This is a genomic window from Streptomyces sp. NPDC058279 (assembly GCF_042881255.1).
In the GTDB taxonomy this organism is placed as follows: Bacteria; Actinomycetota; Actinomycetes; order Streptomycetales; family Streptomycetaceae; genus Streptomyces.
The window spans coordinates 75,912-101,932 of sequence record NZ_JBHVYA010000001.1 but is presented as its reverse complement, the minus strand read 5'-3'; the positions used below and the strand labels follow the sequence as shown (position 1 = coordinate 101,932).

Sequence of the window (26,021 nt, the reverse complement as noted above, 5' to 3'; positions counted from 1 at the left end):
CTCAGTCCTTCAGTTCGAGGACGCGGGACACGCCGCCGGCCGGCCCGCGGCGTCCGTCACCGAGTTGGGCATCGTCGGCGATGCGGCCGTCGAAGAAGCTGATGACGCGGTCGGCGGCGCCGGCCATCCGGGCGTCATGGGTGACCATCATGATCGTCTGGCCGCGCTGGTGGAAGCGGGACAGCAGCCGCAGCACCTCCCGGGTGCCCTTGCTGTCGAGGCTGCCGGCAGGCTCGTCGGCGAGCAGCAGCGCGGGATGGTTGACCAGGGCCCGGGCGAGCGCGACCCGCTGCTGTTCGCCGCCCGAGAGTTCGCCGGGCATCGAGCGTTCGCGACCTTCGAGCCCCAGTTCGGCGAGCAGTTCGGCGCGGGACTCGCGCGCGGACTTCGGGGAGGCGCCGGCGAGCAGGGCGGGCAGTTCGACGTTGTCGGCGACGGTGAGGTTGGAGACCAGGTTGAAGAACTGGAAGACGACTCCGATGCTTCGGCGGCGGAGCACCGCCCAGCGGGCCTCCCGGTATTCGTCGACGCGTTCCGCGCCGATCCACAGCTTCCCGCCGTCGGGCCGCTGGAGGCCGCCGATCAGATGCAACAGTGTGGACTTCCCGGCTCCCGACGGCCCGGTCACCGCGACGAACTCGCCCGGCCGGACCGTCAGGTCCACCCCGCGCACGGCGTGCACCGGTGCGCCTTCGCCGTGGTGGGTCTTGGTCAGGCCCTCGGCCCGCACGATGGGCACGGCAGGAGCGGTCGCGGCGTCCTCGCTCATTCCAGCTCCTCCTGACAGCGTTCCAGCCAGTCGAGGTCGGCCTGCAGATGCAGCATGGCCCCCTCGATCAGCAGTTGGGAGATCTTGTTGTCGCGGTCTTCGGCCGCGGCCAGCTTCGACAGGTCCCGCATGGTGTTGAGGTACTGCCGTCGTTGCTTGTTGATCAGAGCGACCGGGTCGGCCAGCCCCGACCGGGGCGCGAGGGCGAGTTTCATGAAGAACTCGTCCCGTACCCGGGGCTCCTCGGCGGTCTCGTCGAACCAGGCCAGCACGGCCTCTCGTCCGGCGTCGGTCAGCCTGTACGTGCGCTTGTTGGGTCGGCCCGACTGCTCGACGTCCTCGCCTTCGATCAGGCCGCTCTTCTCCAGCCGGCCGAGGGTGACGTAGATCTGGCCGACGTTGGGCTGAGGGTACGCGGCGCCCAAGAGCTTCTCAAGGTCCTGCTTCAGCTCGTAACCATGGGCGGGGCCACGGGTGAGGAGTGCCAGGAGCGGCAGCCGCACTCGCTCCTCCTCCCTCCCGCTCGGTAGTCACCTGTTCACCCGGCAGCGGGCCGGGTGGTGCCGCCATCATGCCCGTCTGCCTGGACGTCTAGTATCGCCCATGCCTAACGGGTATATATAGGCCCCGATAGTCGGCGGCGCAGCCGGATCGTGCACGGGGAGGAACCTATGCGGTGGATGCGTGCCGCGGGTAGGGCTCTCCTGGTCGTGGCGGTGGTGCTGGCCGGGTACGCCGGGTTCGGCGCCCGCGCCCCCGACGGCGTGGCCGCCGGTGGCCGCGGTCCCATGACGCTCGTCACGGCGGGGGACCTGACCGGTTACCTCTCCCCGCTGCTCGACGACTGGAACGCCGGACATTCGGGCGAGCGCGTCACGCTCGTCGAACTGCCCGACTCGGCCGACGAGACCCGCGCCCAGATGATCAGCGAGCTGCGGTCGGGCAGCAACCGCTTCGACGTGCTGAACATCGACGTCGCCTGGACGTCCGAGTTCGCCGCGGCCGGATGGATCTCCCCGCTCGATCGCGGCCGCTTCCCCTTGGACGCGTTCCTGCGGCCCGTGGTCGACACCGCCACCTTCGACGGCAGGCTGTACGCGGTCCCGTACGTCACCAACGCGGGACTGCTGTACTACCGCAAGGACGTGCTGGACGAGGAGGGCGAACAACCACCGCGTACCTGGGCCGACCTGGTCCGCCAGGCACGCACGATCGCCCCGAAGCACGGACTCGACGGGTACGCCGGCCAGTTCCTGCCGTACGAGGGACTCACCGTCAACGTGACGGAGGCCGTCCACTCGGCGGGCGGTTCGATCCTGCGCGACGACGGCGCCCGCGTGACGGTCGACTCCGACGCGGCACGCGCCGGGTTGCGGTTCCTCGCGGACGGCGTTCGGGACGGTTGGATCTCCCAGGACGCGCTCGGCTACAAGGAGGAGGAGTCCCGGCGGGCGTTCCAGGACGGCCGGCTGCTCTTCCTGCGGAACTGGCCCTACGTCTACGCGGACGCGAGCGCGGCGGGGTCGAAGGTCGCGGGGAGGTTCGGCGTCGTGCCGCTGCCCGGAGCGGACGGGCCCGGCACCAGTGTGCTGGGCGGCTCCAACCTGGCCGTCAGCAGCCGTTCCCGGCATCCGGCCTCGGCGGCCGACCTCATCTCCTACCTCACGAGCGAACGGGTCCAGCGGAAGGTGCTGACCGAGGGCTCGCTCCCACCTGTGCGCGCCGCGCTCTACGAGGACCCCCAGCTCCTGAGCGCCTATCCCTACCTGTCCACGCTCCGTCAGAGCGTGCTGTCGGCGGTGCCGCGCCCCAAGAGCGCCCGCTACGACCAGGTGAGCCTGGCGGTACAGGCCGTGGCGCAGGACCTGATGGCGCGGCGCGAGACACCTGACCAGGCGGTGGCGCGGCTTGCGCGCGAGCTCGGCGGTGTTTCCCGCACCGACTGACCCCACACGATTCCTCATCCCAGGGTGCCTACTTGCATGTTAAGTAGGCACCCTCTTTCGTGTATCCGCTTACTTAGGGGCAAACCACCCCAGATTTGTGCTGTTTCCGGACGCATCGTTGACACTCTCCGGTCATAGCTACTTAACATGCATGCATAACAGCGCACCTGATCCAGGGCGCTCTCGCATTCAGCAGAAACAGGTCGACGCGAGATGCTCAGCACCCTTCCGGCCGGCACCGGCCACCCCTCCCGCAACGCCCCCGCACCCGACTCCTGGTGGCGCGACGCGGTGATCTACCAGGTCTACGTCCGCAGCTTCCTCGACAGCACCGGGGACGGCATCGGCGACCTGGCCGGCGTACGGGCCGGACTTCCCTACCTCAGGAAGCTCGGTGTCGACGGCATCTGGCTCAGCCCCTTCTACCCGTCGCCGCAGCACGACCACGGCTACGACGTGGCCGACTACTGCGGCGTCGACCCCGTGTACGGCGACCTCGACGAGTTCGACCGGCTGGTGGCCGACGCCCGTCGCCTCGGCCTCAAACTGCTGCTCGACATCGTCCCCAACCACTGCTCCAGCGAGCACCCGTGGTTCCGCGAGGCCCTCGCCGCAGCACCCGGCAGCCCCCCGCGCTCCCGTTTCCACTTCGCGCCGGGCCGCGGCCCGGACGGGGCGCAGCCGCCCAACAACTGGCGCGCCATGTTCGGCGGCCCCGCCTGGAGCCGGACCACCGCGCCCGACGGCACCCCCGGAGAGTGGTACCTGCACCTGTTCACGCCCGAGCAGCCGGACTGGAACTGGCGCGACCCGGCCGTCGGGGACGAGTTCGAGCGCGTGCTGCGCTTCTGGCTGGACCGCGGTGTCGACGGCTTCCGGATCGACGTCGCCGCCGGGCTGTTCAAGCACCCCGACCTGCCCGACTCGGAGGACCCCGCGGCCGACGAGCGGGCCCGCGACTCCGTCAACCAGCTCGCCTGGAACCGGCCCGAGGTCCACGGCGTGTGGCGCCGCTGGCGCACGGTGTGCGAGGAGTACGCCACCCGGGACGGCCGCGAGCGGCTGCTGGTCGGCGAGGTGTCCGTACCGACGGCCCGCGAACACGCCGAGTACGTCCGGCCCGACGAACTGCACCAGGCGTTCTTCTTCGACCTGCTCAGCGCCCCGTGGGACGCCGACGCCTTCCGTTCGACGATCACCGAGGCGATGCGCGACATCGCCGGCACCGGCTCCACCGTCACCTGGGTGCTCAACAACCACGACCAGGTCCGCACCGTCACCCGCTACGCGGGCGAGCCCGGCGTGGAAGGCAGCGGGCTGGGAGCCGCCCGCGCCCGCGCCGCCGCCCTGCTGATGCTCGCCCTGCCCGGCGCCGCCTACGTCTACCAGGGGGAGGAGCTCGGTCTCCCCGAGGTCCTCGACCTGCCCGACGAGGTCCTGACCGACCCGATCTGGCGCCGTACCGGCAGCCGCAAGCGGGTCCGGGACGGCTGCCGGGTACCACTGCCCTGGTCGGGCCACGCCTCGCCGTTCGGCTTCAGCCAGGGCGCGGCCGGCGCCAAGCCGTGGCTGCCGCAACCGGAGTGGTTCGCCGAGCACGCCACCGATCGGGCCCTGGCCGACACCCGTTCCTTCTGGCACCTCTACCGCGACGGCCTCCAACTGCGGCGCAGCCTGCCGCAGCTCGGCGACGGCACCCTGCGCTGGCTCGAGACGCCTCCGCAGGTGCTGGCCATCGCCCGGGGCGACGGCCTGGTCTGCGCGGTCAACTTCGGCACGGAGGCCGTGCCCGCCCCCGTCGCGGGGACCCCGCTGCTCGCCAGCGGACCCTGCCCGGACGGAGTGCTCCCGGCGGCGACGGCCGCCTGGTGGACCTCGGAGTGCCCCGCTCCGTAACCCGCGCGGCGCCCCGTGCGCCGACGCAACACCCCTCGCGGTGACGCCCGAGGCGACACCGCAGTCCCGAACCCGCCCTCCTCGAAATGGACCCCTCATGCGACGACCCGGCAAGCCCACCCGACGGACCGCTGCCACCGCGTCGGCGGCACTCGCCCTCGCCCTCGGAGCCACCGCCTGCGGCGGCACCACCGCACCCGCGAGCGGCGGCGAACTCAGCGGCCAGACCGTGACCGTGGCAGGCGTCTGGACGGGCAGCGAACAGAAGAACTTCAAGAAGGTCCTGGACGCCTTCACCGCGAAGACCGGCGCCAAGACGGTCTTCGTCCCCTCCGGCGACAACGTCTCCACCTTCGTCGGAAGCAAGATCGAGGGCGGCAACGCACCCGACGTGGTGATGATCCCCCAGGTGGGCGTCCTCCAGCAGTTCGCCAAGGCCGGCTGGCTCCAGCCCCTGTCCGACGAGGCGGCCCGGACGGCCGGCTCCACCCTCCCGCCGGTCTGGAAGGACTACGGCACCGTCGACGGCACGTACTACGGCCTCTACTTCAAGGCCGCCCACAAGTCCACCGTCTGGTACGCCCCCGACGCCTTCGCCCAGGCCGGTGTCGGCGAGCCCAAGAGCTACGCCGACCTGCTCAAGGTCGGCCGTACCCTGGCCGACTCCGGCCGCCCGGCCTTCGCCGTGGCGGGCGAGGACGGTTGGACCCTCACCGACTGGTTCGAGAACATCTACCTCTCCCAGGCAGGGCCGGAAAAGTACGACCAACTCGCCCAGCACAAGCTCAAGTGGACCGACGACAGCGTCGTCAAAGCCCTCACCACCCTCGGCGAACTGTTCAAGGACAAGCAACTCGTCTCCGGCGGCGCCGAGACGGCGCTGCGCACCGACTTCCCCTCCTCGGTCGAGCAGGTATTCGGGCCGGAGCCCAAGGCCGGCATGGTCTACGAGGGCGACTTCGTCGGCGGCGTCGCCAAGGACCAGTTCGGCAAGAAGCCGGGGCAGGACGCCAAGTTCTTCCCGTTCCCCGCGGTCGACGGAGGCAAGGCCCCCGTCGTCAGCGGCGGTGACGCGGCCGTCGTCCTCAAGGCGGGGAAGAACGGCAAGGCGGGCATGCGGCTGCTCGAGTTCCTGGCCGGCCCCGAGGCCGCCGAGGTGTGGGCCGGCGCGGGCGGCTTCCTGTCGCCCAACACCAAGGTCGATTTCGGCGCGTATGGCGACGACACCACCCGCAGCACCGCCCAATCGCTGGTCGCGGCGGGCAACTCCGTCCGCTTCGACATGTCGGACCAAGCCCCGGCGGCGTTCGGCGGCACCAAGGGCGCGGGCGAGTGGAAGCTCCTCCAGGACTTCCTGCGCGACCCTTCGGACCCGCAGGGCACGGCCTCGAAGCTCGAGGTTGAAGCCGCCAAGGCGTACGGGAACTGAGGCGCCCCCATGGCTGAGACCCTGACCGCCCGCGCCGCGGCCGACCCCCGGCGCCGGGCCCACAACAGGAGGCGCCGCCTCGCGGTCGTATTCGTGCTGCCGGCCCTGCTGCTGCTCGGCGCCCTGGTCGTCTACCCGGTCGTCTTCTCGTTCTGCCGCAGTCTCTTCGACGCCAGCGGCAACCGTTTCGTCGGAGCCGGGAACTACGTGGCGATCGTCCACGATCCGGCCACCCTGAAAGCGATCCGCAACAGCGCCATATGGGTCGTGGTCGCCCCGACCCTGCTGACCGGACTCGGACTGATGCTCGCCGTCCTCACCGAGAAGGTGCGCTGGGCGACCGCGTTCAAACTGACGCTCTTCCTGCCGATGGCGGTCTCCTTCCTCGCCGCGGGCATCGTCTTCCGGCTCGCCTACGAGCAGGATCCGGGCCGGGGCGTGCTCAACGCGGTCGTCGTCGGTGTCCACGACACCTTCGAGGACGCCGCCGCCTATCCGACGGCCCGTATCCGCGAAGGCCAAGCCCTGACAGGCAGCGCAGGCGGCCCCTACAGCACCACCAAGGCGATGCGTCCCGGCCGCTCGGTCAACCTCGGCCTCGTCGGGGTGGCACCCGACGCGGTGCCCGCCACGGCGAAGCCGGCTGCCGCCGCGGCGCCCGGCCCGGACGGGATCGGGGGCGTCGTCTACCTCGACTTCGCCCCCGGCGGCTCCGGAACGCCGGGCGAGGTCGACCCGGGCGAGAAGGGTCTGCCCGGCATGACGGTCGAGGCCGTACGGGACGGCCGGACGGCCGCGACCGCCACCTCCGGCGCCGACGGCTCGTTCCACTTCACCGGGCTGGCCGACGGCGAGTACACCCTTCGGCTGCCCGCCGCCAATTTCGCAGCCCCCTACCAAGGCGTGAACTGGCTCGGCCCGGCCCTGGTGACACCCGCCATCATCGGCGCGTACCTGTGGGTGTGGACCGGCTTCGCCATGGTTCTGATCGGGGCGGGGCTCGCCGCCATCCCGCGCGACGCGCTGGAGGCCGCGCGGATGGACGGTGCCACCGAGGGCCAGATCTTCCGCAAGATCACCGTGCCGCTGCTCGCGCCGGTGCTCACCGTCGTGTTCGTCACGCTGGTGATCAACGTGATGAAGGTGTTCGACCTCGTCTACATCATCGCGCCCGGACCCGTGCAGGAAGAAGCGAACGTGCTGGCCACCCGCATGTGGCTGGTCTCCTTCGGCGGCGGCAACAACCAGGGCCTCGGAAGCGCGCTCAGCGTGGTGCTCCTCCTGCTGGTCGTCCCGGCGATGGTCTTCAACATCCGACGGTTCCGAAGGAGCGCGGCATGAGCAGTCACGGCACCATCGAGCGCAGGGCACCCCGGCGTACGACCGCGGTCCAACCCGCCCCTGCCACGTCCGGGCCCAAACCGCCCCGCAAGGGCCGGCTGTCGCGCCTGCTGAGCAGGTCGGCCGTCCAGGCACTGCTGCTCCTGGTCGCCCTGATATGGATCACCCCGCTGGCCGGCCTGTTCCTGTCCTCGATGCGCTCCGAACGCGACAACGCCTCCGGCGGCTGGTGGAACGTGTTCACCGACCCCTCCGAGCTGTCCCTGGGCAACTACACCGCCCTGCTCAAGGATTCCGGCATCGCGGCGGCCTTCGGGAACACCGTCCTCATCTCGGTACCCACGACCCTCCTGGTGGTCGGCATCGCGGCCCTCGCCGGATACGCCTTCGCGTGGCTGGACTTCCCCGGCCGGGACGGCATCTTCCTCGTGGTCGTCGGGCTGCTGGTGGTACCCGTGCAGATCGGCCTGCTGCCCGTGGCCAAACTCTTCGGTGCGGTGGGCCTGTTCGGCACCATTCCGGGCGTCGTCCTCTTCCATGTGGCCTACGGGCTGCCCTTCGCGATCTTCCTGCTGCGCAACTACTTCGCCGAGATCCCGCGCGAAATGTTGGAAGCCGCCCGGATGGACGGCGGCACCGAATGGCGGATCTTCTCCCGGCTCGTGCTGCCGCTCGGCCGTCCGGCCATCGCGAGTCTGGCCATCTTCCAGTTCCTGTGGGTCTGGAACGACATGCTCGTGGCGCTGCTCTTCGCGGACAGCGAGTCCCAACCCCTCACGGTCGCCCTCCAGTCCCAGATGCGGCAGTTCGGAAGCAACATCGGCGTTCTCGCGCCGGGCGCGTTCCTGTCCCTGGTGGTCCCGCTGATCGTCTTCTTCGCCTTCCAGCGGCACTTCGTCCAGGGCGTGATGGCGGGCTCGGTGAAGTGACGCCCGCGCAGGTCGCGCGGGATGGGAGCACCGCGCCGGCAGGCACGGAGACGGCGGCACATACGGTCGCCGCATCCACTTGCGGACACCCTCTCGGGCCGGGAGGTCAGATGATTAAGGGCGCCTGAACCGAACCTTAACGCCGCCTGTGGGCTCCTCGGCCGCACGTCGATCAAGACCGTCGGTGTGAGCGCTCCACTACACCTCGCTCCGCTGGGCGTCGGGTCGTGACCTGCTTCTTCGCACGTGCTCGTTGAGCGTCGAGCCGCGACGGCGTGCCGCGCAGCGCCCAAAACCCCCTCGCTGGGAGGGAGTTGTCACGTGGTGACAAGACCGCGCCGCCTGGTCGGGTCGGCCCGTATGAAGGACAGGGGGGACAGCGTCCATCCGATCGAGGAGTGTCCATGTCCCGGAAGCGGACCATGAGTTCCAAGAAGAAGGCCGTGCTCGGTGTCGTCGCGGGAGCACTTGTGGCCGGAGGGCTCGTCGCCACGATGGCCACCGGCAATGCCGCCGTCCCCGACGTCGTGTGTCAGGGGTCGACGGTGACGTTGTCGGGTGAGGCGGGCGCGCCGGCGGCGAGTAGTGGGACGTTTCCGGTGGGGACGAAGTTGCGGGTGACGAATCTGGACAACGGTCAGGCGACGACGGTGACGGTGAACGGCCCGTCGGGCAGTTGTGTCCTGTTGAACAACGCGGCCTTCGCCAAGGTGCGGGAGCCGGGCAAGAACCTGATCCGGCGTGCGCGCGTCGAACGCGTGCGCTGAGCGACCGGAGCCGGTTCGCGCATCGAAGCCACGGCGGGGGCACCGGCACGTTGCCTCCGCCATGGCATCGGTTCCGATCGCCCGAGTGCGCATGTACCCCGGGCCCCCAACTCCGAGCCGGGTCCCAGCCGTGGGTCAGGCGGCGGGCGAGAAGGGGCAGCAAGCGCCCCTCAGTGGCGTCGGATTGCGGCGGGGTTGAAAGGCCGTCGGTGTCGGCCTGCCCGCCCGGGCCGGAGCCTCGGGCCCAGTGTGGCCTTTATACAGCCCCGTTGGTGGCGGTCGGGGTGAAGGCGTCGGCGTTCGCGCGGCTGCTCACGGTGACGGGGCGCGCCCGTACCGGTCCTGGGCGGTTGGGCGTTGAACGGGCCGGCGGCGGTCGGCCGGTTGTCAGTGCCCCCTTCTATCTTGAAGTCATGGAGCTCACCAAGCGGACACTTGCGAAGGCCTGGCAGCGGACGGTCGCGCGACACGCCCCCCTGGTCGACATGGTTGGTCGCTGGGGCAGCGGAGGACGGGGGCCGGCGCCTCCTGCTGGGCGAGGACGGCAGGCACGGTGGGTGGCAGTCACGGCCCCCACCGGGATGTCTTGGCCACCCGCGACCTCGAGCCGGCGCTCTACCTGATCGCGGAGGTCGCGCTGCGTCGGCGCGGCGGCAACGCCGAGGAGGTGGCCGACGCGCTGGACCATATCGGGCTTCGGGCGGCGGACGACCGGGGAAGGCTGAAACCGGGGGGTGGTTCGTGTGGGCTTGACGGGTGGGGTGCCGGCGGGTCTGGCGTGGGTTCTGGTGCTGCTGGCGGGGGTGGTGCGGTTCGCCGGCGGCTGGGTCGGATCGTCGCGCCGGGCGTTGTCGCCGGTGGAGATGGGGCTGTTGCGTGGGGGAGCGCGGGGGGCGGCGCAGACCGGGCTGGTCGAGCTGTACCTGGCCGGAGCAGTGGAGGCCGGATTCCGGCGAACGGTGCGGGCGGTCGAGCACCGGCGGCCGCCGCGCGACTGCTCCGCGGTGGCCCGCGCCCAGTACGACGTGCTCTACGGGAAAACACATCCGCGCCGGTTGCAAAACCAAGACCGGGTACGGGCCGCCATCCGGGAAACGACCCGGGGCTTGGAGCGTGCGGGGCTGCTGGTGTCCGCCGGGCGACGCTGGACCGCACGGGCCCTGCTGCTCCCGGTGTTCGCCGCAGCACCGGCCTGGGCCGTCGCAGGTGGCGGGGAGACGGTGTGGCTGTGGCTCATGCTCCTCGCCGACATGGCCGCCCTCGTGCTGTGGACGCGCCCCCGACGCACCCCCCGCGGCGCCGAGCTGCTCCGGCTGCGCCAAGCCCGTGCCGGGGATCGCCCCGGCTCGGAGCGGGACGACCCCGGGGGACTGCTGCTGAGCGTCGCCGTCTTCGGCGCCCCGGCGCTGCGCGCCCGGCTTCCCCGGTTCACGAAGGAGAGCGGGCTGTTGACCCGTCCCCCGTGGGAGCCCATGGAGCGCAGTGGACGCGGGGGCTGGCACGACTCGCCAGGCGGGGGAGGGGGGTGCGGGGGCTGATCCCGGGAAAACGGGCCGGACGGCGTCCCACAGGCGCGGCCGTCCAGGGGTGTGCGTTCGGCAAGCCATGGTGGCCCCGCGCGACTGGGCGAGGGGCGGCCCTGGGGCGCGGGGTGGGCCATGTCCTCGACGGGGTCGTGGACTCCCTGCCGTCCTTCGGGTCAGACGAAGGCACCGACTCCGGCTCACCCCTCAAACCCGTGGTCTGGGCGGTGGGCGCGAAGGCCGGGCAGGAGGAAGGCGCGGACGGCCGGTACGGGGAAGCGGTACTGACTTTCCCCCGCACCACACACGACAAGCGCTGGTACTTCGTCAAGCGCGATGGCCGACTGGACAAACGCCTCGCCTTCGCCCTTACAGTGCTGCGCGAGAGCGAAACCCTCGGCGCCGACCGCCGCTGATCGGCGCCCGTCCCCCGGGTGTGCCCAGCGTGGCGGGAGGGCGTGGAGGTTCGTCCGAAGGCCATAGGTCGGCTCGTGGGCGAGAACAACCCTGTGGTCGCGCCGGCCGGTGGGCCGAGGCACTGGCTGCCGATACGGCCTGGGGCACGGCACGGACTCTGGCTCGCCGGATCCTCGTCGCCCAGCCAGGCGAATGGCGTCAGCCACTGCCGCGCCGCGTGTTGCCTCAACGCGTCCAAGACTGATTCCCGACCCGGTCTGCCAAGGCACTTGGAGCGTGAGTGGAGTAGGCCGGGAGCTGTACCCGGCGCTCGCCCGGCAGCGGGTGAGATCCTCAACGGATGAACGAGACATCCGTTGCCCGGGCGATCGCCGGGTGGCCGCCGGCCGCCGCCGGGGAGATCGAATGGCTGCGGGAGCTGGCCGACGACGATGGGCTCACCGGCTTTATGCCGCCGGCACTGCCCGACGCTGCTTGGGTGCTCCACTCCATGTACGAACACGAACTCGGGCCGACCGGCATGTCCTACGTCGCGTATCAACGAGCCGTTCTGAATGGCGGCGGGCCCGAGATCATCTCGGGGCTCGACCCCGCGGACGTGTTCGGGGGCACGGTCGGTGAGCCGCACGGCCCCCGTTGGCGCCGGTTGCTCTGGGCGGAGCTCTCGCGACGGACAGGTGACCCCGTGGCACCTGAAGGCCACTTGCCCTGCTACCGCTCGTTTCCCTCGCTCCGGGAGCCGAGCGCCCGGCCAGTCGGCATCACGGGGCCGTCCGAAGGCTGCCTGGACCGGACCGACTGGGACCGCCTGATCGAGATCCTCATCGAGCACAGTCCGCAGGGTGCGGAAACCAACTGCCTGGCCTACTACAGCCCGCTTCTGCAGGGGGCGGCGGACTTTGACACCGTGCACGTCCGGGCCGGGGTACTCGCGGACGCCAAGGAGTTGTACGACCACCCCGAGGAGGACAACTGGACCCCGTCCAACCTCTGGGCCCAGGATCGCTCCTGGGTCCTCTGCACGGACTACGACCTCTGGGCCACCAAAGTGGCGGGTCCCGCCCCGCTCGTCGAAGCCCTCGTGGCCGACATGGAAATCGAGGCTCTACGACTGCCCTGGGCCGACTGATGGAGCGCTCGCCCGCCGCCGGCTCGGCAGGTCAACGGCCCAAGTCACCGGGCTATCCTCGGCCAGTACGAGAACGGCGCCTACCAGAAGGTGTAGTGCGGGGCCGGGTCGATGTGCGTCGGGCGGTGTCCCTTGGCGCAGCGCCGTGATTTACGGTCTCCTATTGCACCGGCAACGATCAGTTCGACAACGGGGATGTTCGCACATGCGCAAGACAGCCACTCTCACCATCAGCCTGCTCGCGGCGACCGCGCTGCTGACGGGGTGCGGCAGCGAGAAGAAGGACGCCGGCCCGGCCAAGGCGGCCGCCGCCTCGCCCAGTGCCTCGGCGAGCGGCGCGAAGGGCTCGTCCTCGGGTAAGAAGGGCGTTCCGCATCAGGTGGTCTTCGAGGTGGACGGCACGGGGCCGTCCAACGTCATGTGGATCGGGAACACCAACCACTTCGAGCAGGTGACGCTGCCCTGGACGAAGACGGAGTCCATGCAGTTGGAGGGCGCCGAGCTGAAGGTCGGCGTCACGGTGTCGCTGGTGCCGGGTTCGGTCAAGGGCCCGGACGGGATGCTCAAGGCCGCCCCGTGCACGATCAAGGTCGACGGTAAGCAAGTCGCGGACAATCAGGGCGGCGGGTCGGACAAGCCCTGCACATACAAGCTCAAGGACTGACAGTCGGATCTTTTCTGACAAGTGCTCCTGGGTGCGCCGCTGCTCGTGGCTGCGTTGCGCGTCGCCGAGACAGCCGCGGTAGGCGGAGCCGCCGCAAGCGGCTTCTGCGGTGTGGCTTCGAGCCTCGCGGTTCCTGCGGAACCGATACTTCTCCCGTTCGTTGAACAGGCCGAGGCGCCCCCCACCCCGGGTACCCCGAGCTCCCGGGGCGGGGCAGCCGGGCACCGCTACGCCGCGCACCCCATCTGCCGGCAGGCCATCCCGAGGCAAGACCTACGACACCACCTGGCAATGAACTACCAGGTCGTGCGGTGTCAGCGTCGGCCCGGTCGGTCCAGTGGGCGGACGCGCATGGCTGACCAGATGACATCGAGGGCGATCAGCGTGACGCCGACCAGGCCGTGGCCGGAGAGGCGGTTCTGCAGGACGTCGCGGTTGAGGTCCGTGCCGGCCTTCACACCGCCCTTGCGGTAGGCGACCCAGACCAGACCGTCGAACGGGACCGCGTCGAGCGCCTTATCGACGGTGGCGTCGAGGGTCGCGGCGTCGGGGGCGAAAAGCAACACCAGGTCCGGGTTCTTGGCTTCCGTGACCACGGTGGCGGCGGAGGGAAGAGGTCCGCACGACCAGTCGGCCGGCGCCCCGAACACCAGGAGGGTCGCCCCCTCCTTGATGCCCAGCTTCTCCGCAGTCGTCTTCGCCATGCCGGAATCCTATCCAGCGTGCGGAGCCGGATGGCGGGCGGCTGCCTCCCCCTGAAGGCCGGCGGCGCGGAGCCGTGGTCCGCCGACGCCCCTGTCGGGGCCACAGCGAGGGGCCCGCTGATGCTTCGGCCGGCCGTTATGCGACTGTGGGCAGCGCCTTCTCGGGTGGCCGGGGTGGCCGGGGTGGCGGGGGTGGGGAGGCTTGCGGGGGCCTCGCGTCGCTCCGGGGCGGCCGAGGCGGTGTGAACGGATCATCCCCGGGCCAACCCTCAGGCGTGCGGGATCAGCAGCGCCGCCGCCGAGGTGGCGTGCTTCAGGGAGGCGGCGCGGTCGGCGCCGTGCTGTCCGAGCACCACCCGGGTGCTCAGTCCGTCCAGCAGTGCGAGCAGTTCCGACGCGCGGGCGGCCACGTCCAGGTCGGCGGCGAAACGTCCCTGGGCCACGCCCTTGGCGAGCAAGGCCTCCAAGTCCCGCTGCCAGCCGTCGTCCATCTCCTGCTGGGCGGCGCGCAGGTCCTCGTTTGAGGGGGTGCGGGCCCACAGCTCGATCCACAGGGTCCAGCGCGGATCGCGGGGACCGCGGGGCAGGTAGAGCTCCAGGAACAGTGCGAGCTTGCGGTGTGCGGTCACCCGACGCTCCAACAACTGCCTGCGTTCCACGGCCAGTTGTTCCTCGCTCCAGCGCAGTGCGGCCATCAGTAGCCGGTCCTTGCTGCCGAAGTAGTAGAGGATGTGGCCGCCGCTGGTGCCGAGGCGCTCGGCGAGCGCGGACATGGTGAGCTCCGCGAGCCCGCCCTCGGCGATCGCCGCCATGGCCTCTTCCAGCATGCGCTCCTGGGCGATCCGTCCGTCGCGCCGTCGCGCCGCCCCCGCCGCCCCCGCCGCCCCCGCTGCTCCCGCCACCCGTGCCCGCCTTCCCGATCTTCGTGGCCCGACTTTATCCCGGACAAGGTCTTGACGCGGTCCCATCCGGCGGCGCATCTTGAATGCCATTCAAGAACTTAGAACGCCATTCAAGGTTCATGGGCTCCACAGTCAGGGGTACGGCGCATGACGCAGCAGGACACGACGGCCGACGTCGACGAGGTGTTCCGGGTCGAGACCCACGGCATCGACCCCATTCCCGACGCCGAGCGGCACGGGAGCGCCCGGGACCTCTTCTGGCTCTGGTTCGGCTCCAACCTCACCTTCACCTACGTGATCAACGGCGCCCTCGCCGTGGCCTTCGGTCTCTCCTTCTGGCAGGCCACCGCCGTGGTCGTGGTCAGCGGACTGTCGTTCTTCGCGGTCAGTGCCGCCGGTCTCAGCGGCATCCGCACCGGCACCGCCACCCTGGTCATCTCCCGGGCCGCCTTCGGGGTGCGCGGGAACTTCCCGGCCGGCGTCCTGAACTGGGTGGTGAGCATCGGCTACACCATCGTCAACACCGTGGTCGGCACCCTCGCCCTGGAGGTGTTCTTCGCCGAAATGGGCCTGGGCGCGGGGACCGGGGTACGGGCCCTCGCGCTCGGGATCACCCTCGCGCTCACCTTCGCCGTCGCGATGTGGGGTCACGCGACCGTCCAGTTCGCCGAGCGCTGGATGGCGTACGTCCTCGCCGTCGGTTTCGGCGCGCTCCTCGTCTTCGTCCTGCCCGGTGCCGAGACCGCCGCCCCGACCGGCGCCGCCGCCCCGGGGCTGTCCGGCTGGAGCCTGGCCTTCGTCGTGATGCTGGCCGGGCCCTTCTCGTACCTGCCGATGCCGGCCGACTACACGCGCTACCTGCCCCGGACCACGTCGCTGAAGTCGATCACCTGGATGGGGGCGCTCGGTGGGTTCGTCTCCTCCGTCGCACTCGGCGTCGCCGGGGTCGCCGCCGCCACCCGGACCGACATGACCGATGCCGTGGCAGGGGCCGAGAGTTTGCTTCCGAGCTGGTTCAAGCCGGTGTTCCTGGCCCTCGTCCTCGGTGGCTCCGTCACCAACTCGATCATCACCCTTTACTCCTCCAGCCTGAACCTCCAGGTTCTCGGCATCCCGTGGAGCCGCGCCCGCGCCATCGTGATCAGCGCCGCGGTCACCGCGGCCGGATCGCTCGCCGCGCTCTTTCTGACCGACTTCACCACCTCGCTGCTCTCGTTCCTCTCCCTGCTGATCATCGTGTTCGCGCCCTGGGGCGGGGTCTTCCTCGCCGACATGCTGCTGCGCCGCTGCCACTACGACTCCGACGCACTGCACGCCGGAAGCGCCGGCGCCTACTGGTACCGGGCCGGCTACCATCCCGCAGGCATGACCGCGCTGCTCGCCGGCATGGTCTTCGCCTCGCTGACCTGCGACTCCGAGCTGTGGACCGGCCCGCTGGTGGCGCCGCTCGGCGGCGCCGACCTCACTCTGCTCGGCTCGGTCGTCTCAGCGCTCACATACGCGCTCCTCGCCCGGCGGACGCTGCGCCCGGCGTACGCCCCAGCCGCCTGAGCGCCTCGTACCCGTCACTCACGCCCCTCGACTCAACCCGTACGCCCCTCACACGCGCCAACGTGCGCCCCTCGCGCGCCCCCCGTGAACGAGGGGACGCACCCGCCCCCGCCCCCCGCGACCTCTGCACAGGAGCACCGACCATGCCGCACCCCATCCCTGCCGATCTGCTGCTCACCGGAGCCCGCATCCACACCGTCGACCCCGACCTCCCCGAGGCCGAAGCCCTGGCCGTGTCCGACGGCCGGATCGTCTGGATCGGCCCGGACGCCGAGGCCGTCGCATGGGCGGGCCCGGACACCGAGCGGATCGACGCGGGCGGTCGGCTGGTGCTGCCCGGCTTCATCGACGCCCACAACCACGTCCGGCTCGGCTCCGACGACGCGTGCGTACAACTCGCCGGGGTGCGCACCCTGGAGGCGATCCTCGACCGGATCGGCGCCTGGCGCGACGCCCACCCGGACGCCGCGTGGATCGAGGCCGAGGCCTTCGACTACTCCGCGATCCCCGGCGGCCGGATGCCGACCGCCGCCGACCTGGACCCGGTCACCGGGGACGTCCCGGCGATCGTGCTCTCGTACGACGTGCACACGGCCTGGCTGAACACGGCCGCGATGCGCCGGCTGGGGGTCGCGAAGGACCGCACCGACCTGCCCTTCGGCACCGCGGCCGTCGACCCGGAGACCGGTGAACCCACCGGCTTCGTCAAGGACTTCGCGATCAAGGGGCTCTCTCGGGACGGCCACCGGGCACTGCACGAGCACGGGGTGCCGTGGGCCTCGCCGGACCGGCAGTACGGTCGGTTGGCCAAGAGCCTGGACGACGCGATCGGCTTCGGCATCACCACGGTGGTGGAACCGCAGAACTCCCTGGACGACCTGGAGCTCTACGAGCGGGCGCGCGCCGAGGGCCGGCTGCGCTCGCGGATCGTCGCGGCGCTCTTCCACCCGCGCGGCACGACGGAGGAGGAACTCGACGCGTTCGCGGCGGCGGCCCGGACGTACGCGGGGGATCGGCTGCGGGTGGGGCCGCTCAAGCTGTACATCGACGATGTGGTCGAGCCGCGCACGGCCGCGCTGCTGGAGCCGTACACCGGCTGCGGGGCACACCGCGGCGAGACCTTCTACCCGGCGGAGGAGTTCGCGGAGCTGCTGGCGCGGCTGGACGCGCGCGGGTTCCAGTGCTTCGTGCACGCCACGGGCGACCGGGGAATCCGTACGGTCCTGGACGCGGTCGAACACGCCCGCTCGGTCAACGGGCCGCGGGACGCCCGCCACCAAGTGGTGCACGTGGAGTGCCTGGACCCGGCGGACGTGCCGCGCTTCGCCGGCCTCGGGGTGGTGGCCTGCATGCAGCCTAGGCACTGCGCGCCGGAGATCGCCGGGCCCGGCCAGGACTGGGCGGAGAACGTGGGCGAGGGCCGCTGGCACAAGGCATGGCCGATGCGGAGCCTGTACGAGGCCGGCGCGGTGCTGGCGTTCTCCAGCGACTGGAACGTGGCCGAGATGGACCCGATGATCGGGATCTACACGGCGATCACCCGCCGCCCGCTGGGCGGCGGCGATCCGTGGCAGCCGGCCGAGACGGTGGACGTCGCGACGGCGGTGTACGGCTACACGATGGGTTCGGCGTACGCCAATTTCCTGGAGAAGGACCGCGGTTCGCTGACGGTGGGCAAGGCGGCCGACTTCGTGGTGCTGTCCCGGGACATCCTGGCGGTGGCCCCGGAACGGATCCCGGGCACGGTGGCCGAGACGGTGGTGGTCGCGGGCGAGGTGGTTCACCGGGCTGCCGTCCGACCGGGGTCATAGACGCGACGACCCCCGCGCCGTGCGGGGGCGGTCGCCCCGTGGGTCGACGGGGGTCCACTTCTGAACGGTTGTGGCGTCCGACCCGGGTGCCAGCGGTGCTCGACGCGGCGGGGACACCGGCGCGCTCGGGGCCGGCGCGGGCTGCTGTAGGTGGCGCGATCCGGCTCCTCGTCCCAGGCCACGCACCGCGTCGGGAGCAGTGACCAGCAGGCTGTCAGGCATCGGCTGTCAGGCATCGCATCCGGTACACGCAGCCGTTCGCGGACCGGTGTCGGCTCGGTGGTGGAGTGGTCCTCGTGCGGCCGGGCGGGGTGCTGTTCCGGAGTCGAGGCGGCCCTCGGGCCTGTGCCCGAGGGCCGGTCGCCCGGCGAACACGCCAAGAACTCCCCCCATGGGCCGCCGGCCCGATCGCGTGACCTCCGGCCCAGCCACCGTGGTGCGCTTGGGGCAGAAAAGTAGGTTGGACACGCACCTGCCGCGGCGGGGCCGGCGATCCCAGAGGAGCGAGCATGGCGTCCGACTCGAATCAACCGACTGTTCCACAGGTGACCATGACGCTCTCCGCGATCGCGGCGACCGCAGCCACCCCGCGCCCCTCGGGCGAGACCCTCGCGGAGCAGAGCACCCGGATCATCCTGGGCATCAACCAGCAACTCGCGGACGCATCGCTCGCGACCCAGGGCACTTGGGCCCTTGCCTGGCTCGGGCTGAGTCCCGGCAATGCCAACATGGCCTACCTCGCCAGAAACACCGACGGCTCCAACTCGTTCGCCGTGGTCATCCGGGGCACGGTCGGCAATGTGACCGATCTGCTGGAGGACCTCGACGTCGGCACGGTGGTCCCCTTCAACCTCGTCGGAATGCCGTCCCCGGTCTCGGTCTCCAAGGGGGCGATGAAGGCGTTCACCGAGGTCGTCACCATGACCACGGCAGGTGTCACCCTGGCGCAGGCGCTGGGCACCGCCCTGGGCCAGGCGCAGCCGAATCCGACGGTCTACGTCACCGGCCACAGTCTGGGCGGCTGCGTCGCGACCATGGTCGCCCCCTACCTCCAGACGCTCACCTGGCCCAAGGGGAAGCCGAACTTCGAGCTGCACACCTTCGCCGCCCCCACCGCCGGCGGAGCGGACTTCGCCGCCTACGTCGACTCCCTGGACTGGCAGGCCAACGAGCGGCACTACAACATCAACGATGTGGTGCCGCAGGCGTGGAACAACCTGGAGGAAATCGAAACCGCTCAGTGGTACCCCGATCCTCCTGGCCCGGCGCAGGTCGACGCCGTCAAAGCCGTCATCTCGACGCTCGCCGCCCTACCCGGCCCCAACGTCTACGTCCAGCCGGGGAAAGACGACCCGCTGAACGACAGCTACAAACCCTTCGACCCGAACCTGGTGAAAAAGTCGCTCCAAGACTTCATGGGCCAGGTGGACTTCCAGCACGCCAACTCGACCTACCTGCAGCTCCTCGGCGCGCCTGACGTGCAGTCGGGGCCGGTGGTGACCGTTGTGACCCCGGTCGGCACGGCCGGCGCCCCGGTCGAGATCGTCGGCAGCGGATTCGGTCAGGGTGTCATGGTCGACTTCGGCACGGTGCCGATCTCCAAGGAACACGTCCTCCGCGACGACGTGATCGTCGTCTGGGCACCCCCAGGCGTAGGAGTGGTCGACGTCCGCGTCACCAACAATCTGGGCACCTCCCCGGCCGTCCCGCGCGGCCAGTTCGCCTACGGCGGCCCCGCCGCCGTGGTGGTCACCGGCGTCAGCCCGAACAGCGGCCGACTCGGCGACCAAGTCCGGATCAGCGGAGTTGACTTCGCCTCAAACGCTCAGGTCTACTTCGGCGACAAACTCGCCACGCTCGTCGACTGCGCCCCCGAACAGCTTCTCGTCAAGGCGCCCGCGGCAACCATCAAACTCGGCAAGCCCGCGACGGTCAACGTCACCGTCCTGTCGAACAACTACTCGTCCCCCGGGAGCCCGACGGACGAGTTCACCTACCTGGAATAACACAACGCCGATGCCGTTCCCGACCAACAGCGCGAACGGAACGGCCACCGGAGCGAGTTCAGGCACCCTCCCGTCCAACCCGGTCGGTGGCGGGACAACGAGTCCGCAGCCCAGCGGCGGCTGGTCGTTCGTGCCAACGCCTCACCGTCCCCGCAAGCCGGCCCGCCTGGGCCATCGCCACAGCGATGACGGGGCCGGGCTCCGGTGTCAGTCCGCTCAAGTATCCTTCCAGCCACCGCACACCGACTGGGAGGACCAGGAGAATTGACTGCCCTGTCTGCTTTCCCGCTGCCTTTTCATGCTTCTCGTTCCATATCGTTCGCCACACCCCGAACGCTGCGGGAACTTCAGATGATGCGGTGCAGCGCGCTCATTCGGGCGAAGTCGGGGTGGTTCGACAAGATGAACGATGCCGACATCGTCGCCAGGTGGACGCAAGAAGCGGTCACCCAAGGCCTCACCGAAGCGCAGGTTCGTTACGTGCTTGCCGAACTCCGGCATTATGCCGCGCTGCGGGACGGAACAACCGGCGTCGAGGTGTCCGCCGTCGACGGGGTGTGGCAGTCGGACACGCTGGTCGACGAAACGCTCAGATCCCGGCTGCGCGAGGCGGTCCGGGTTCTGGAGCAGGTCCCCGAAGAAGAACAGGACTGGCATCCCGGATCGGACGGCCAGGTGCTGGATCTGGTTCATCCCTCACTGTTCTGCCTCGTGAGAGAGGTGAGCGGGGCGCCCGATCGGGCTTGGCAGAACCCGACGGACCGATACTCGAAATACGAGTTCTCGGAGAAGTTCCAGTGGCTGCCCACGGACGTCGACGTCAGTGCCGACGGCGATGTCGCCTTCCGTTCGTACGTCAACAATGTCCACCCCGAGACGCACCGCGAACTGGCCGCCGTACTGCCCGACTTGTTCGCGCGCATGCGCCCGCTGCTGGAGAACGTGCTCACCGATCTGCGCCATCCGCGGCCCCTGCGGATCGAGGCCGATCCTTACGGGTGGTACGACTCGCAGCCGGAGTATCCGGACAAGTCCGCCTACAGTGATGATCGGGCTTACGCGGAAGCCCGCGACGCATGGGAAGAGGCCCAGGACGACTGGTGGCAAAACCGTCGCCCGGTCGTCCCGGACGCCCCCGCCTTCGTCCCGCCCGAGTTGCCGGATGAATCCGCCCGAGTCGACCTGCGCGGCCGCTCTCTCCAGGTCATCGTCAAGCTCGCCACCATTCATCTCACCCCGGACAAGCCCGAGTATCCCGGCGGTTCCTGGCATGTCGAGGGGATGATGAACGAGCGGATCGTCTCGACCGCCATCTACTACTGGGACAGCGAGAACATCACCGAAAGCCGCCTGAGTTTCCGGGCGGCACTCGACGACCCGCACTACGAACAGAACGACGACAACGGCCTCCGCGAGGTCTACGGCCTGGAGGACGAAGACGCACTGAATCAGATGCTGGGATCGACATCGACCCCGGCGGGCCGCTGTCTGGCGTTCCCGAACATCCTGCAACACCGCGTGGGTTCATTCCGCCTCACGGACCCCGCCCGCCCGGGATATCGTAAAATTCTCGCGTTCTTCCTGGTCGACCCATCGGAAAGAATCGTCTCGACATCCGATGTGCCACCGCAACAGCCATGGTCCGAGACCTCGACCATGACGCTTGAACAGGCCAAGGCCTACCGGGACCAACTGATGCAGGAACGCAAGTTCTTCGTCGACGAACACAATGAGCAGCTTTACGAACGAGAATTCTCGCTCTGCGAGCACTGAACTGAGCGCAGCGCGAACGCCCCGTGACGTCGGCGGACCGATGTCACGGGGCTTCCTCGGACCAGCCGTCCGTCCCTACTGCTACCGGCTACCGACTGAGCGACTTGAGCGCCGCCGCGTCGTACGGCTCCAGCTCGTCGAAGCGGTTGCCGAGGACCTTCGCCGCCCACTGCGGGTCCTGGAGCAGCGCCCGGCCGACGGCGACCATGTCGAACTCGTCGCGTTCCATGCGCTCCAGGAGATTGTCGATGTCCCCGAGCGCCGCGCCCTCGCCGGCAAAGGAGCGGATGAAGTCGCCGTCGAGGCCGACCGAACCGACGGTGATGGTCGGCCGGCCGGTGAGCTTCTTGGTCCAGCCCGCCAGGTTCAGGTCCGAGCCTTCGAACTCCGGGAGCCAGTAGCGCCGGGTGGAGGCGTGGAACGCGTCGACGCCCGCCGCCGTCAGCGGGGCCAGGATGGCCTCCAGCTCCTCCGGGGTCTGCGCGAGCCGGGCGTCGTAGGCTTCCTGCTTCCACTGCGAGTAGCGGAAGATCACCGGGAAGTCGGCCGCGACGCGCTCGCGGACCGCCGCCACGATCTCGGCGGCGAACTTCGTACGGGCCACCGCGTCGCCACCGTACGCGTCAGTGCGGCGGTTGGTCCGCTCCCAGAGGAACTGGTCGAGCAAGTAGCCGTGGGCGCCGTGGAGTTCGACACCGTCGAAGCCGATCCGCTCGGCCTCGGCGGCGGCGTCGGCGAACGCGCCGATGACGTCGTCCAGGTCGGCGCGGGTCATCGCCTTGCCGGTCCCTTCCGTGCCGTCGACGCGGATACCGGAGGGGCCGACGGCGGGCGCTTCGGCGTACGGTGCCTCGCCCTGCTTGCGCACCATGCCTATGTGCCACAGCTGCGGCACGATCGTGCCGCCCGCCTCGTGCACGGCCGCGGCGACCTTCGCCCACCCCGCAAGCTGCTCCTCGCCGTGGAACCGCGGCACCCGGTCGCTCTGCCCGGCGGACTGGTGACCGACGTAGGTGCCCTCGGTGACGATCAAGCCGACACCCGCGGCGGCCCGGCTGGCGTAGTACGCCCGCACGTCCTCGCCGGGCACGCCGCCGGGGGAGAACATCCGCGTCATCGGCGCCATCGCGATGCGGTTGGGGACGGTCAGGCCGTTCAGCGTGACGGGCCGGGACAGGATCTCGGCCGCGCGGGAGGCGGTGGACGTGGTGACGGTCATGCGGGTCCTCCGGTGTGAGGCTGTGGCTCGTCGGTGTGACAACCAGGAGTGCATAGTACACATGCTGTGTATCATGCATATCGCGGGCCCCACGGCCGGAGCCGTCCGCTGGAAGACCGCCCTCGGAAGGTCCGCCGGTGCGCGGGTCCGCGATAATGGAGCGCCGGAAGGAGTGGGAGGCGCAGTGCTGGAGAAACTGGAGCGGGAGCTGATGCTGCTCTCGCGGCACCAGGTGCTGGCCCGGCGCGAGCGGGACCCCGAACGCCTGGAGCGGTCGGCGTACCTGCTGCTCAGCCGGCTCGACACCCAAGGCCCCATGTCCATCGGACAGTTGGCGGATGCCTTCGGGCTCGACACCTCGACGGTGAACCGCCAGACGGCGGCACTGCTGCGCTGCGGGCTGGCCGAGCGCGTCGCGGACCCGGACGGCGGCATGGCCCGCAAGCTGCGCATCACCGCCGAAGGCGGGCGCCGGCTCGCCGGAGACCGCGAGGTCAACCGGTCCTGCCTGGCCCGGGTGGTCGCCGACTGGTCCCCGGAGGAGGTACGAGAGCTGGAGGACGTCCTGGTCCGACTCAACCGCAGCGCCGAGGCCCTCGAAGGACGGCACTGGCCGCGCACGGAGGAGGCGGACGGTGCCGGCGCCGCATGCCGCCCGTCGGTCCCGCAGGAATCCTCGGCTCCCGGGCAGCGGGATTCGGCGGCTCCTGCCCCGTAGGCACCCGCGATCCCTGCCCCGCAGCAATCCGCGCCGCGCGCCACGTGGGAACCCGACACTGCCGCTCCGCGGGAACGCCCGCGCATCGGGCGCCTGACCCTGCCCGACGGTGACAGCCCGGGCACCAACCCGAGTGTCACCCGTACACAAATGTGTCCCGTGGCAGTCTCCGAGCAGGAAGAGCGTCATGACGCAGCAGATCCTCGAGCGTGTCGCCGGATACGAACACCGGTTCAACGCGCTCTTCGAGGAGTACTTCGACCGGGTCAGCGCTCAAATCGATGCGCCGTCCTTCAGTCGATTCACCCCGGACTGCGTGCAGTTGCTGCGGGAGTTGTCCCTGCGCGGCGGCAAACGGATGCGGGTCGTGTTGCTGCACGAGGCGGCACGTCTGGTGACCGAGGAGCCGGTTGAAGGACTGGGGGCCGCCGCCCTGAGCATCGAGCTGCTGCAGACCCACGGCCTAGTGCACGACGACCTCATCGACGACAGTCCCACCCGTCGCGGTGCCCCCTCCACCTACTACGCCTACCGCGAGCGGTTTCCCGACCACCCGCAGGCTGCCCTTGGTCTGACCGTGCTCGCGGGCGATCTCGCCCTCGCGCTGTCGCTGCGGGTGCTGCTGGAGGAGTCGAAGGTACCCGTGGCGGTCCGGCAGGCCATGATCGAGGTGCAGACCCGGGCGGCGACCGACACGTTCGTGGGCCAGATCGTCGACCTGGAACGCGACTTCGCCGCCGCGCCGGACGAGGATCTCCTGCACTGCGTGGCCGACTACAAGTCCGCCCGCTACTCGATCCTCGCGCCCATGCAGCTCGGACTCCTGGCCGCGGGCCGGGACCCGGCCCTCTTCGATGAGGAGCTGCGGGAGTACGCGCGGCTGGTGGGGGTCTGCGGGCAGATGCGGGACGACTACCTGGACCTGTTCGGGGACGCGGCAGTCATGGGGAAGCCGATCGGAACCGACCTCCGCGACGGCAAGCGCAGCTACACCGTCAACGCGCTGCTGGCGGGCGTCGACGGCGCCGACCGTCGCCTGCTGGAAGCCGCGTTCGGCGACCCGGCATGTGAGCCGGAAACCATCGCCGCTGTCCGGGAAATCGGCGAGCGCCACGATGTGCCGGGCACAATGCGGGCAGACATGCGCCGCTACGCTCAGCAAGCGTCCGCTGTGACCGCCGGATGGCGCTCGCGGTGGCGGGAGGAGGCGGTCACCTTCTTCGAACTGCTGCCGCAGTGGAGCGTCGGGCGAACCAGGTGACCGGCAGGTGACCGGCAACGGAAACCCGAACCTCACCCGTAGCCCCGGCGGGGCCGCCTCGACCTCGTGGAACGCTTCCGCGCGTCGGATACCGGCGGGGAGGGCACCTCGCCGGTGGGGCCGGCGTTGAGTGTGAGGGGCTCCGAGCGGTGCGGCACGGCTGTCCGTATGCCGATACCGCATTCCGTGGTCGACTGTGCTCTGGCAGAGTCCGGTGATCATCACGATCGAGGGGGAACCTCATGGCTTACGAGATCGTCGCGCACGATGTGGACATCGAGGTAAGTGGTTCGGCGACGATGAGCGCCTATCTGGCTCGTCCGGCCGGGGGCGGCAGCCATCCGGCCGTGCTGGTCTGCGCCGAGTTGTGGGGGGTGACCGAGGAGGTGCGGGCCGTGGTGCGGCACGTCGCGGAACTCGGCTATGTGGCGATCGCCCCGAACCTGTATCACAGCTCCGGCCCGGAGACCGCCTTCGGCCTGGAGGAGAGCGACGCCAACAGGGCGCGTGCCTTCGAGCTCCTCGGCCGGCTGACCCGGGACGAGGTCGAGACGGATCTGCGTGCCTGTACCGACTACGTCCGTGACCGGGCGGGCGCCAACGGCAAGTGCGGCGTCCTCGGGTTCAGCCTCGGCGGCCACATCGCCTACTTCGCCGCGAGCCGCCTCGACCTGGCGGCAGCAGCGATCTTCTACCCGGGGTGGCTGCCGGTCGCGGGTACCGCGCTGAGCCGCCCGGAGCCGCTGCTGGAGGTGACCGGCGCCATCGCCGCCCGCGATGTGCGGATGCTGCTGTTCTTCGCGGAACTCGACCACGTCATCGACGCGGACCAGCGCGGCCGGATCGGTGATGCCCTGGCAGCGGCGGGGGTACGCCACGAGACGGTCGTCTACCCCAAAGCGCAACACGCGTTCTTCTTCCCCGGACGCGGTATGTACGACAAGGCCGCGGCCGAGGACTCCTGGGCCCGGGTGCGCGCACTGTTCGCCACCCGACTCGCCCAGTAGATGAATGCCAGCCAGTGGGTTCCAGAGCCGATGTCCCGGTCGGGGAACGGGTGGGCGAGCGCGGCGGTCGTGTGGTCCGGCCTGCCGCTGGACTCGCTGAACGTGCGGGCCTCATACCCGGACTGCCCGGTCGGCTATCGACCGACCGTGTTCATCAGGACGATCGCCACGAGATCCGCGAGGATGACGGCGACGACGCAGACGATCGAGGCCCAGGCCCTGCGCGACTCGTCAAGGTTCATGCGCCGCCTCCGGCTGG

Annotated in this window: 21 protein-coding genes and 1 pseudogene; 17 read left to right on the top strand and 5 right to left on the bottom strand. The window is 70.2% G+C overall.

Annotated features, from left to right (window positions below):
• Window position 1: 1 nt before the first annotated feature.
• Window positions 2-769, bottom strand: a complete 768-nt coding sequence (locus tag ACFVXJ_RS00540; protein ID WP_389656297.1) for an ABC transporter ATP-binding protein — start codon at window positions 767-769, stop codon at window positions 2-4.
• The gene (locus ACFVXJ_RS00535; RefSeq protein ID WP_389656294.1) at window positions 766-1,272 is read right to left on the bottom strand and encodes a PadR family transcriptional regulator; all 507 of its coding nucleotides are present in this window, start codon (window positions 1,270-1,272) and stop codon (window positions 766-768) included. The genes ACFVXJ_RS00540 and ACFVXJ_RS00535 overlap by 4 nt, the downstream gene beginning before the upstream one ends.
• Before the next feature lie 168 nt (window positions 1,273-1,440).
• Here ACFVXJ_RS00535 and ACFVXJ_RS00530 point away from each other — a divergent pair, with 168 nt between their 5' ends.
• The 10 genes and pseudogenes from ACFVXJ_RS00530 to ACFVXJ_RS00485 all read left to right on the top strand — a co-directional run bounded on the left by ACFVXJ_RS00530 (window position 1,441) and on the right by ACFVXJ_RS00485 (window position 12,810).
• Window positions 1,441-2,715, top strand: coding sequence for an ABC transporter substrate-binding protein (locus ACFVXJ_RS00530; RefSeq protein WP_389656291.1), 1,275 nt, complete (start codon window positions 1,441-1,443; stop codon window positions 2,713-2,715).
• A 213-nt stretch (window positions 2,716-2,928) separates the two neighbouring features.
• Window positions 2,929-4,611, top strand: a complete 1,683-nt coding sequence (locus tag ACFVXJ_RS00525) for a glycoside hydrolase family 13 protein (RefSeq protein ID WP_389656288.1) — start codon at window positions 2,929-2,931, stop codon at window positions 4,609-4,611.
• A gap of 97 nt (window positions 4,612-4,708) precedes the next feature.
• Window positions 4,709-6,040, top strand: coding sequence for an ABC transporter substrate-binding protein (locus tag ACFVXJ_RS00520; protein ID WP_389656285.1), 1,332 nt, complete (start codon window positions 4,709-4,711; stop codon window positions 6,038-6,040).
• Window positions 6,041-6,049: 9 nt separating this feature from the next.
• Complete coding sequence (locus ACFVXJ_RS00515; protein WP_389656282.1) at window positions 6,050-7,381, top strand: ABC transporter permease subunit; 1,332 nt, start codon at window positions 6,050-6,052, stop codon at window positions 7,379-7,381.
• Window positions 7,378-8,310 carry a carbohydrate ABC transporter permease gene (locus ACFVXJ_RS00510; RefSeq protein WP_389656279.1) on the top strand — a complete coding sequence of 311 codons (933 nt, stop codon included), beginning with the start codon at window positions 7,378-7,380 and terminating at the stop codon, window positions 8,308-8,310. Before ACFVXJ_RS00515 ends, ACFVXJ_RS00510 begins: the two co-directional genes overlap by 4 nt.
• Before the next feature lie 527 nt (window positions 8,311-8,837).
• A pseudogene (locus tag ACFVXJ_RS00505) lies at window positions 8,838-9,077 on the top strand (hypothetical protein); the annotation flags it as partial.
• Window positions 9,078-9,820: 743 nt separating this feature from the next.
• Entirely contained in the window at window positions 9,821-10,615 is a 795-nt protein-coding gene (locus ACFVXJ_RS00500; protein WP_389656276.1) for a TIGR04222 domain-containing membrane protein, read from the top strand.
• A gap of 113 nt (window positions 10,616-10,728) precedes the next feature.
• Complete coding sequence (locus ACFVXJ_RS00495) at window positions 10,729-11,016, top strand: hypothetical protein (RefSeq protein WP_389656273.1); 288 nt, start codon at window positions 10,729-10,731, stop codon at window positions 11,014-11,016.
• 341 nt (window positions 11,017-11,357) lie between these two features.
• Window positions 11,358-12,146 (top strand): hypothetical protein, encoded by a 789-nt coding sequence (locus ACFVXJ_RS00490; protein WP_389656270.1) that lies wholly within the window; start codon window positions 11,358-11,360, stop codon window positions 12,144-12,146.
• Window positions 12,147-12,351: 205 nt separating this feature from the next.
• A complete protein-coding gene (locus ACFVXJ_RS00485) occupies window positions 12,352-12,810 on the top strand; it encodes a hypothetical protein (RefSeq protein ID WP_389656267.1) in 459 nt (152 codons plus the stop codon).
• 314 nt (window positions 12,811-13,124) lie between these two features.
• On the opposite strand, the gene ACFVXJ_RS00480 is transcribed toward ACFVXJ_RS00485, so the two are convergent.
• A complete protein-coding gene (locus tag ACFVXJ_RS00480) occupies window positions 13,125-13,514 on the bottom strand; it encodes a hypothetical protein (protein WP_389656264.1) in 390 nt (129 codons plus the stop codon).
• A gap of 269 nt (window positions 13,515-13,783) precedes the next feature.
• Window positions 13,784-14,341, bottom strand: coding sequence for a TetR/AcrR family transcriptional regulator (locus tag ACFVXJ_RS00475; protein ID WP_389658532.1), 558 nt, complete (start codon window positions 14,339-14,341; stop codon window positions 13,784-13,786).
• Between the two features lie 222 nt (window positions 14,342-14,563).
• Here ACFVXJ_RS00475 and ACFVXJ_RS00470 point away from each other — a divergent pair, with 222 nt between their 5' ends.
• From ACFVXJ_RS00470 to ACFVXJ_RS00455, 4 genes are all read left to right on the top strand, one after another.
• Complete coding sequence (locus ACFVXJ_RS00470; protein ID WP_389656261.1) at window positions 14,564-15,967, top strand: purine-cytosine permease family protein; 1,404 nt, start codon at window positions 14,564-14,566, stop codon at window positions 15,965-15,967.
• Between the two features lie 143 nt (window positions 15,968-16,110).
• Window positions 16,111-17,778: an amidohydrolase gene (locus tag ACFVXJ_RS00465; protein ID WP_389656258.1), complete on the top strand. Its 1,668-nt coding sequence runs from the start codon at window positions 16,111-16,113 to the stop codon at window positions 17,776-17,778.
• 551 nt (window positions 17,779-18,329) lie between these two features.
• Window positions 18,330-19,784, top strand: coding sequence for an IPT/TIG domain-containing protein (locus ACFVXJ_RS00460; protein ID WP_389658529.1), 1,455 nt, complete (start codon window positions 18,330-18,332; stop codon window positions 19,782-19,784).
• A 264-nt stretch (window positions 19,785-20,048) separates the two neighbouring features.
• Window positions 20,049-21,557, top strand: coding sequence for a DUF4246 domain-containing protein (locus ACFVXJ_RS00455; protein WP_389656255.1), 1,509 nt, complete (start codon window positions 20,049-20,051; stop codon window positions 21,555-21,557).
• Window positions 21,558-21,645: 88 nt separating this feature from the next.
• Here ACFVXJ_RS00455 and ACFVXJ_RS00450 read toward each other — a convergent pair whose 3' ends face one another.
• Window positions 21,646-22,776, bottom strand: a complete 1,131-nt coding sequence (locus ACFVXJ_RS00450) for an NADH:flavin oxidoreductase (protein ID WP_389656252.1) — start codon at window positions 22,774-22,776, stop codon at window positions 21,646-21,648.
• Window positions 22,777-22,987: 211 nt separating this feature from the next.
• On the opposite strand from ACFVXJ_RS00450, the gene ACFVXJ_RS00445 reads away from it, so the two are divergent.
• The 3 genes from ACFVXJ_RS00445 to ACFVXJ_RS00435 all read left to right on the top strand — a co-directional run bounded on the left by ACFVXJ_RS00445 (window position 22,988) and on the right by ACFVXJ_RS00435 (window position 25,762).
• Window positions 22,988-23,494: a MarR family winged helix-turn-helix transcriptional regulator gene (locus ACFVXJ_RS00445; protein ID WP_389658526.1), complete on the top strand. Its 507-nt coding sequence runs from the start codon at window positions 22,988-22,990 to the stop codon at window positions 23,492-23,494.
• Between the two features lie 187 nt (window positions 23,495-23,681).
• Window positions 23,682-24,755: a polyprenyl synthetase family protein gene (locus ACFVXJ_RS00440; protein WP_389656250.1), complete on the top strand. Its 1,074-nt coding sequence runs from the start codon at window positions 23,682-23,684 to the stop codon at window positions 24,753-24,755.
• A 242-nt stretch (window positions 24,756-24,997) separates the two neighbouring features.
• Window positions 24,998-25,762 carry a dienelactone hydrolase family protein gene (locus ACFVXJ_RS00435; protein WP_389656247.1) on the top strand — a complete coding sequence of 255 codons (765 nt, stop codon included), beginning with the start codon at window positions 24,998-25,000 and terminating at the stop codon, window positions 25,760-25,762.
• Window positions 25,763-26,021: the final 259 nt, after the last annotated feature.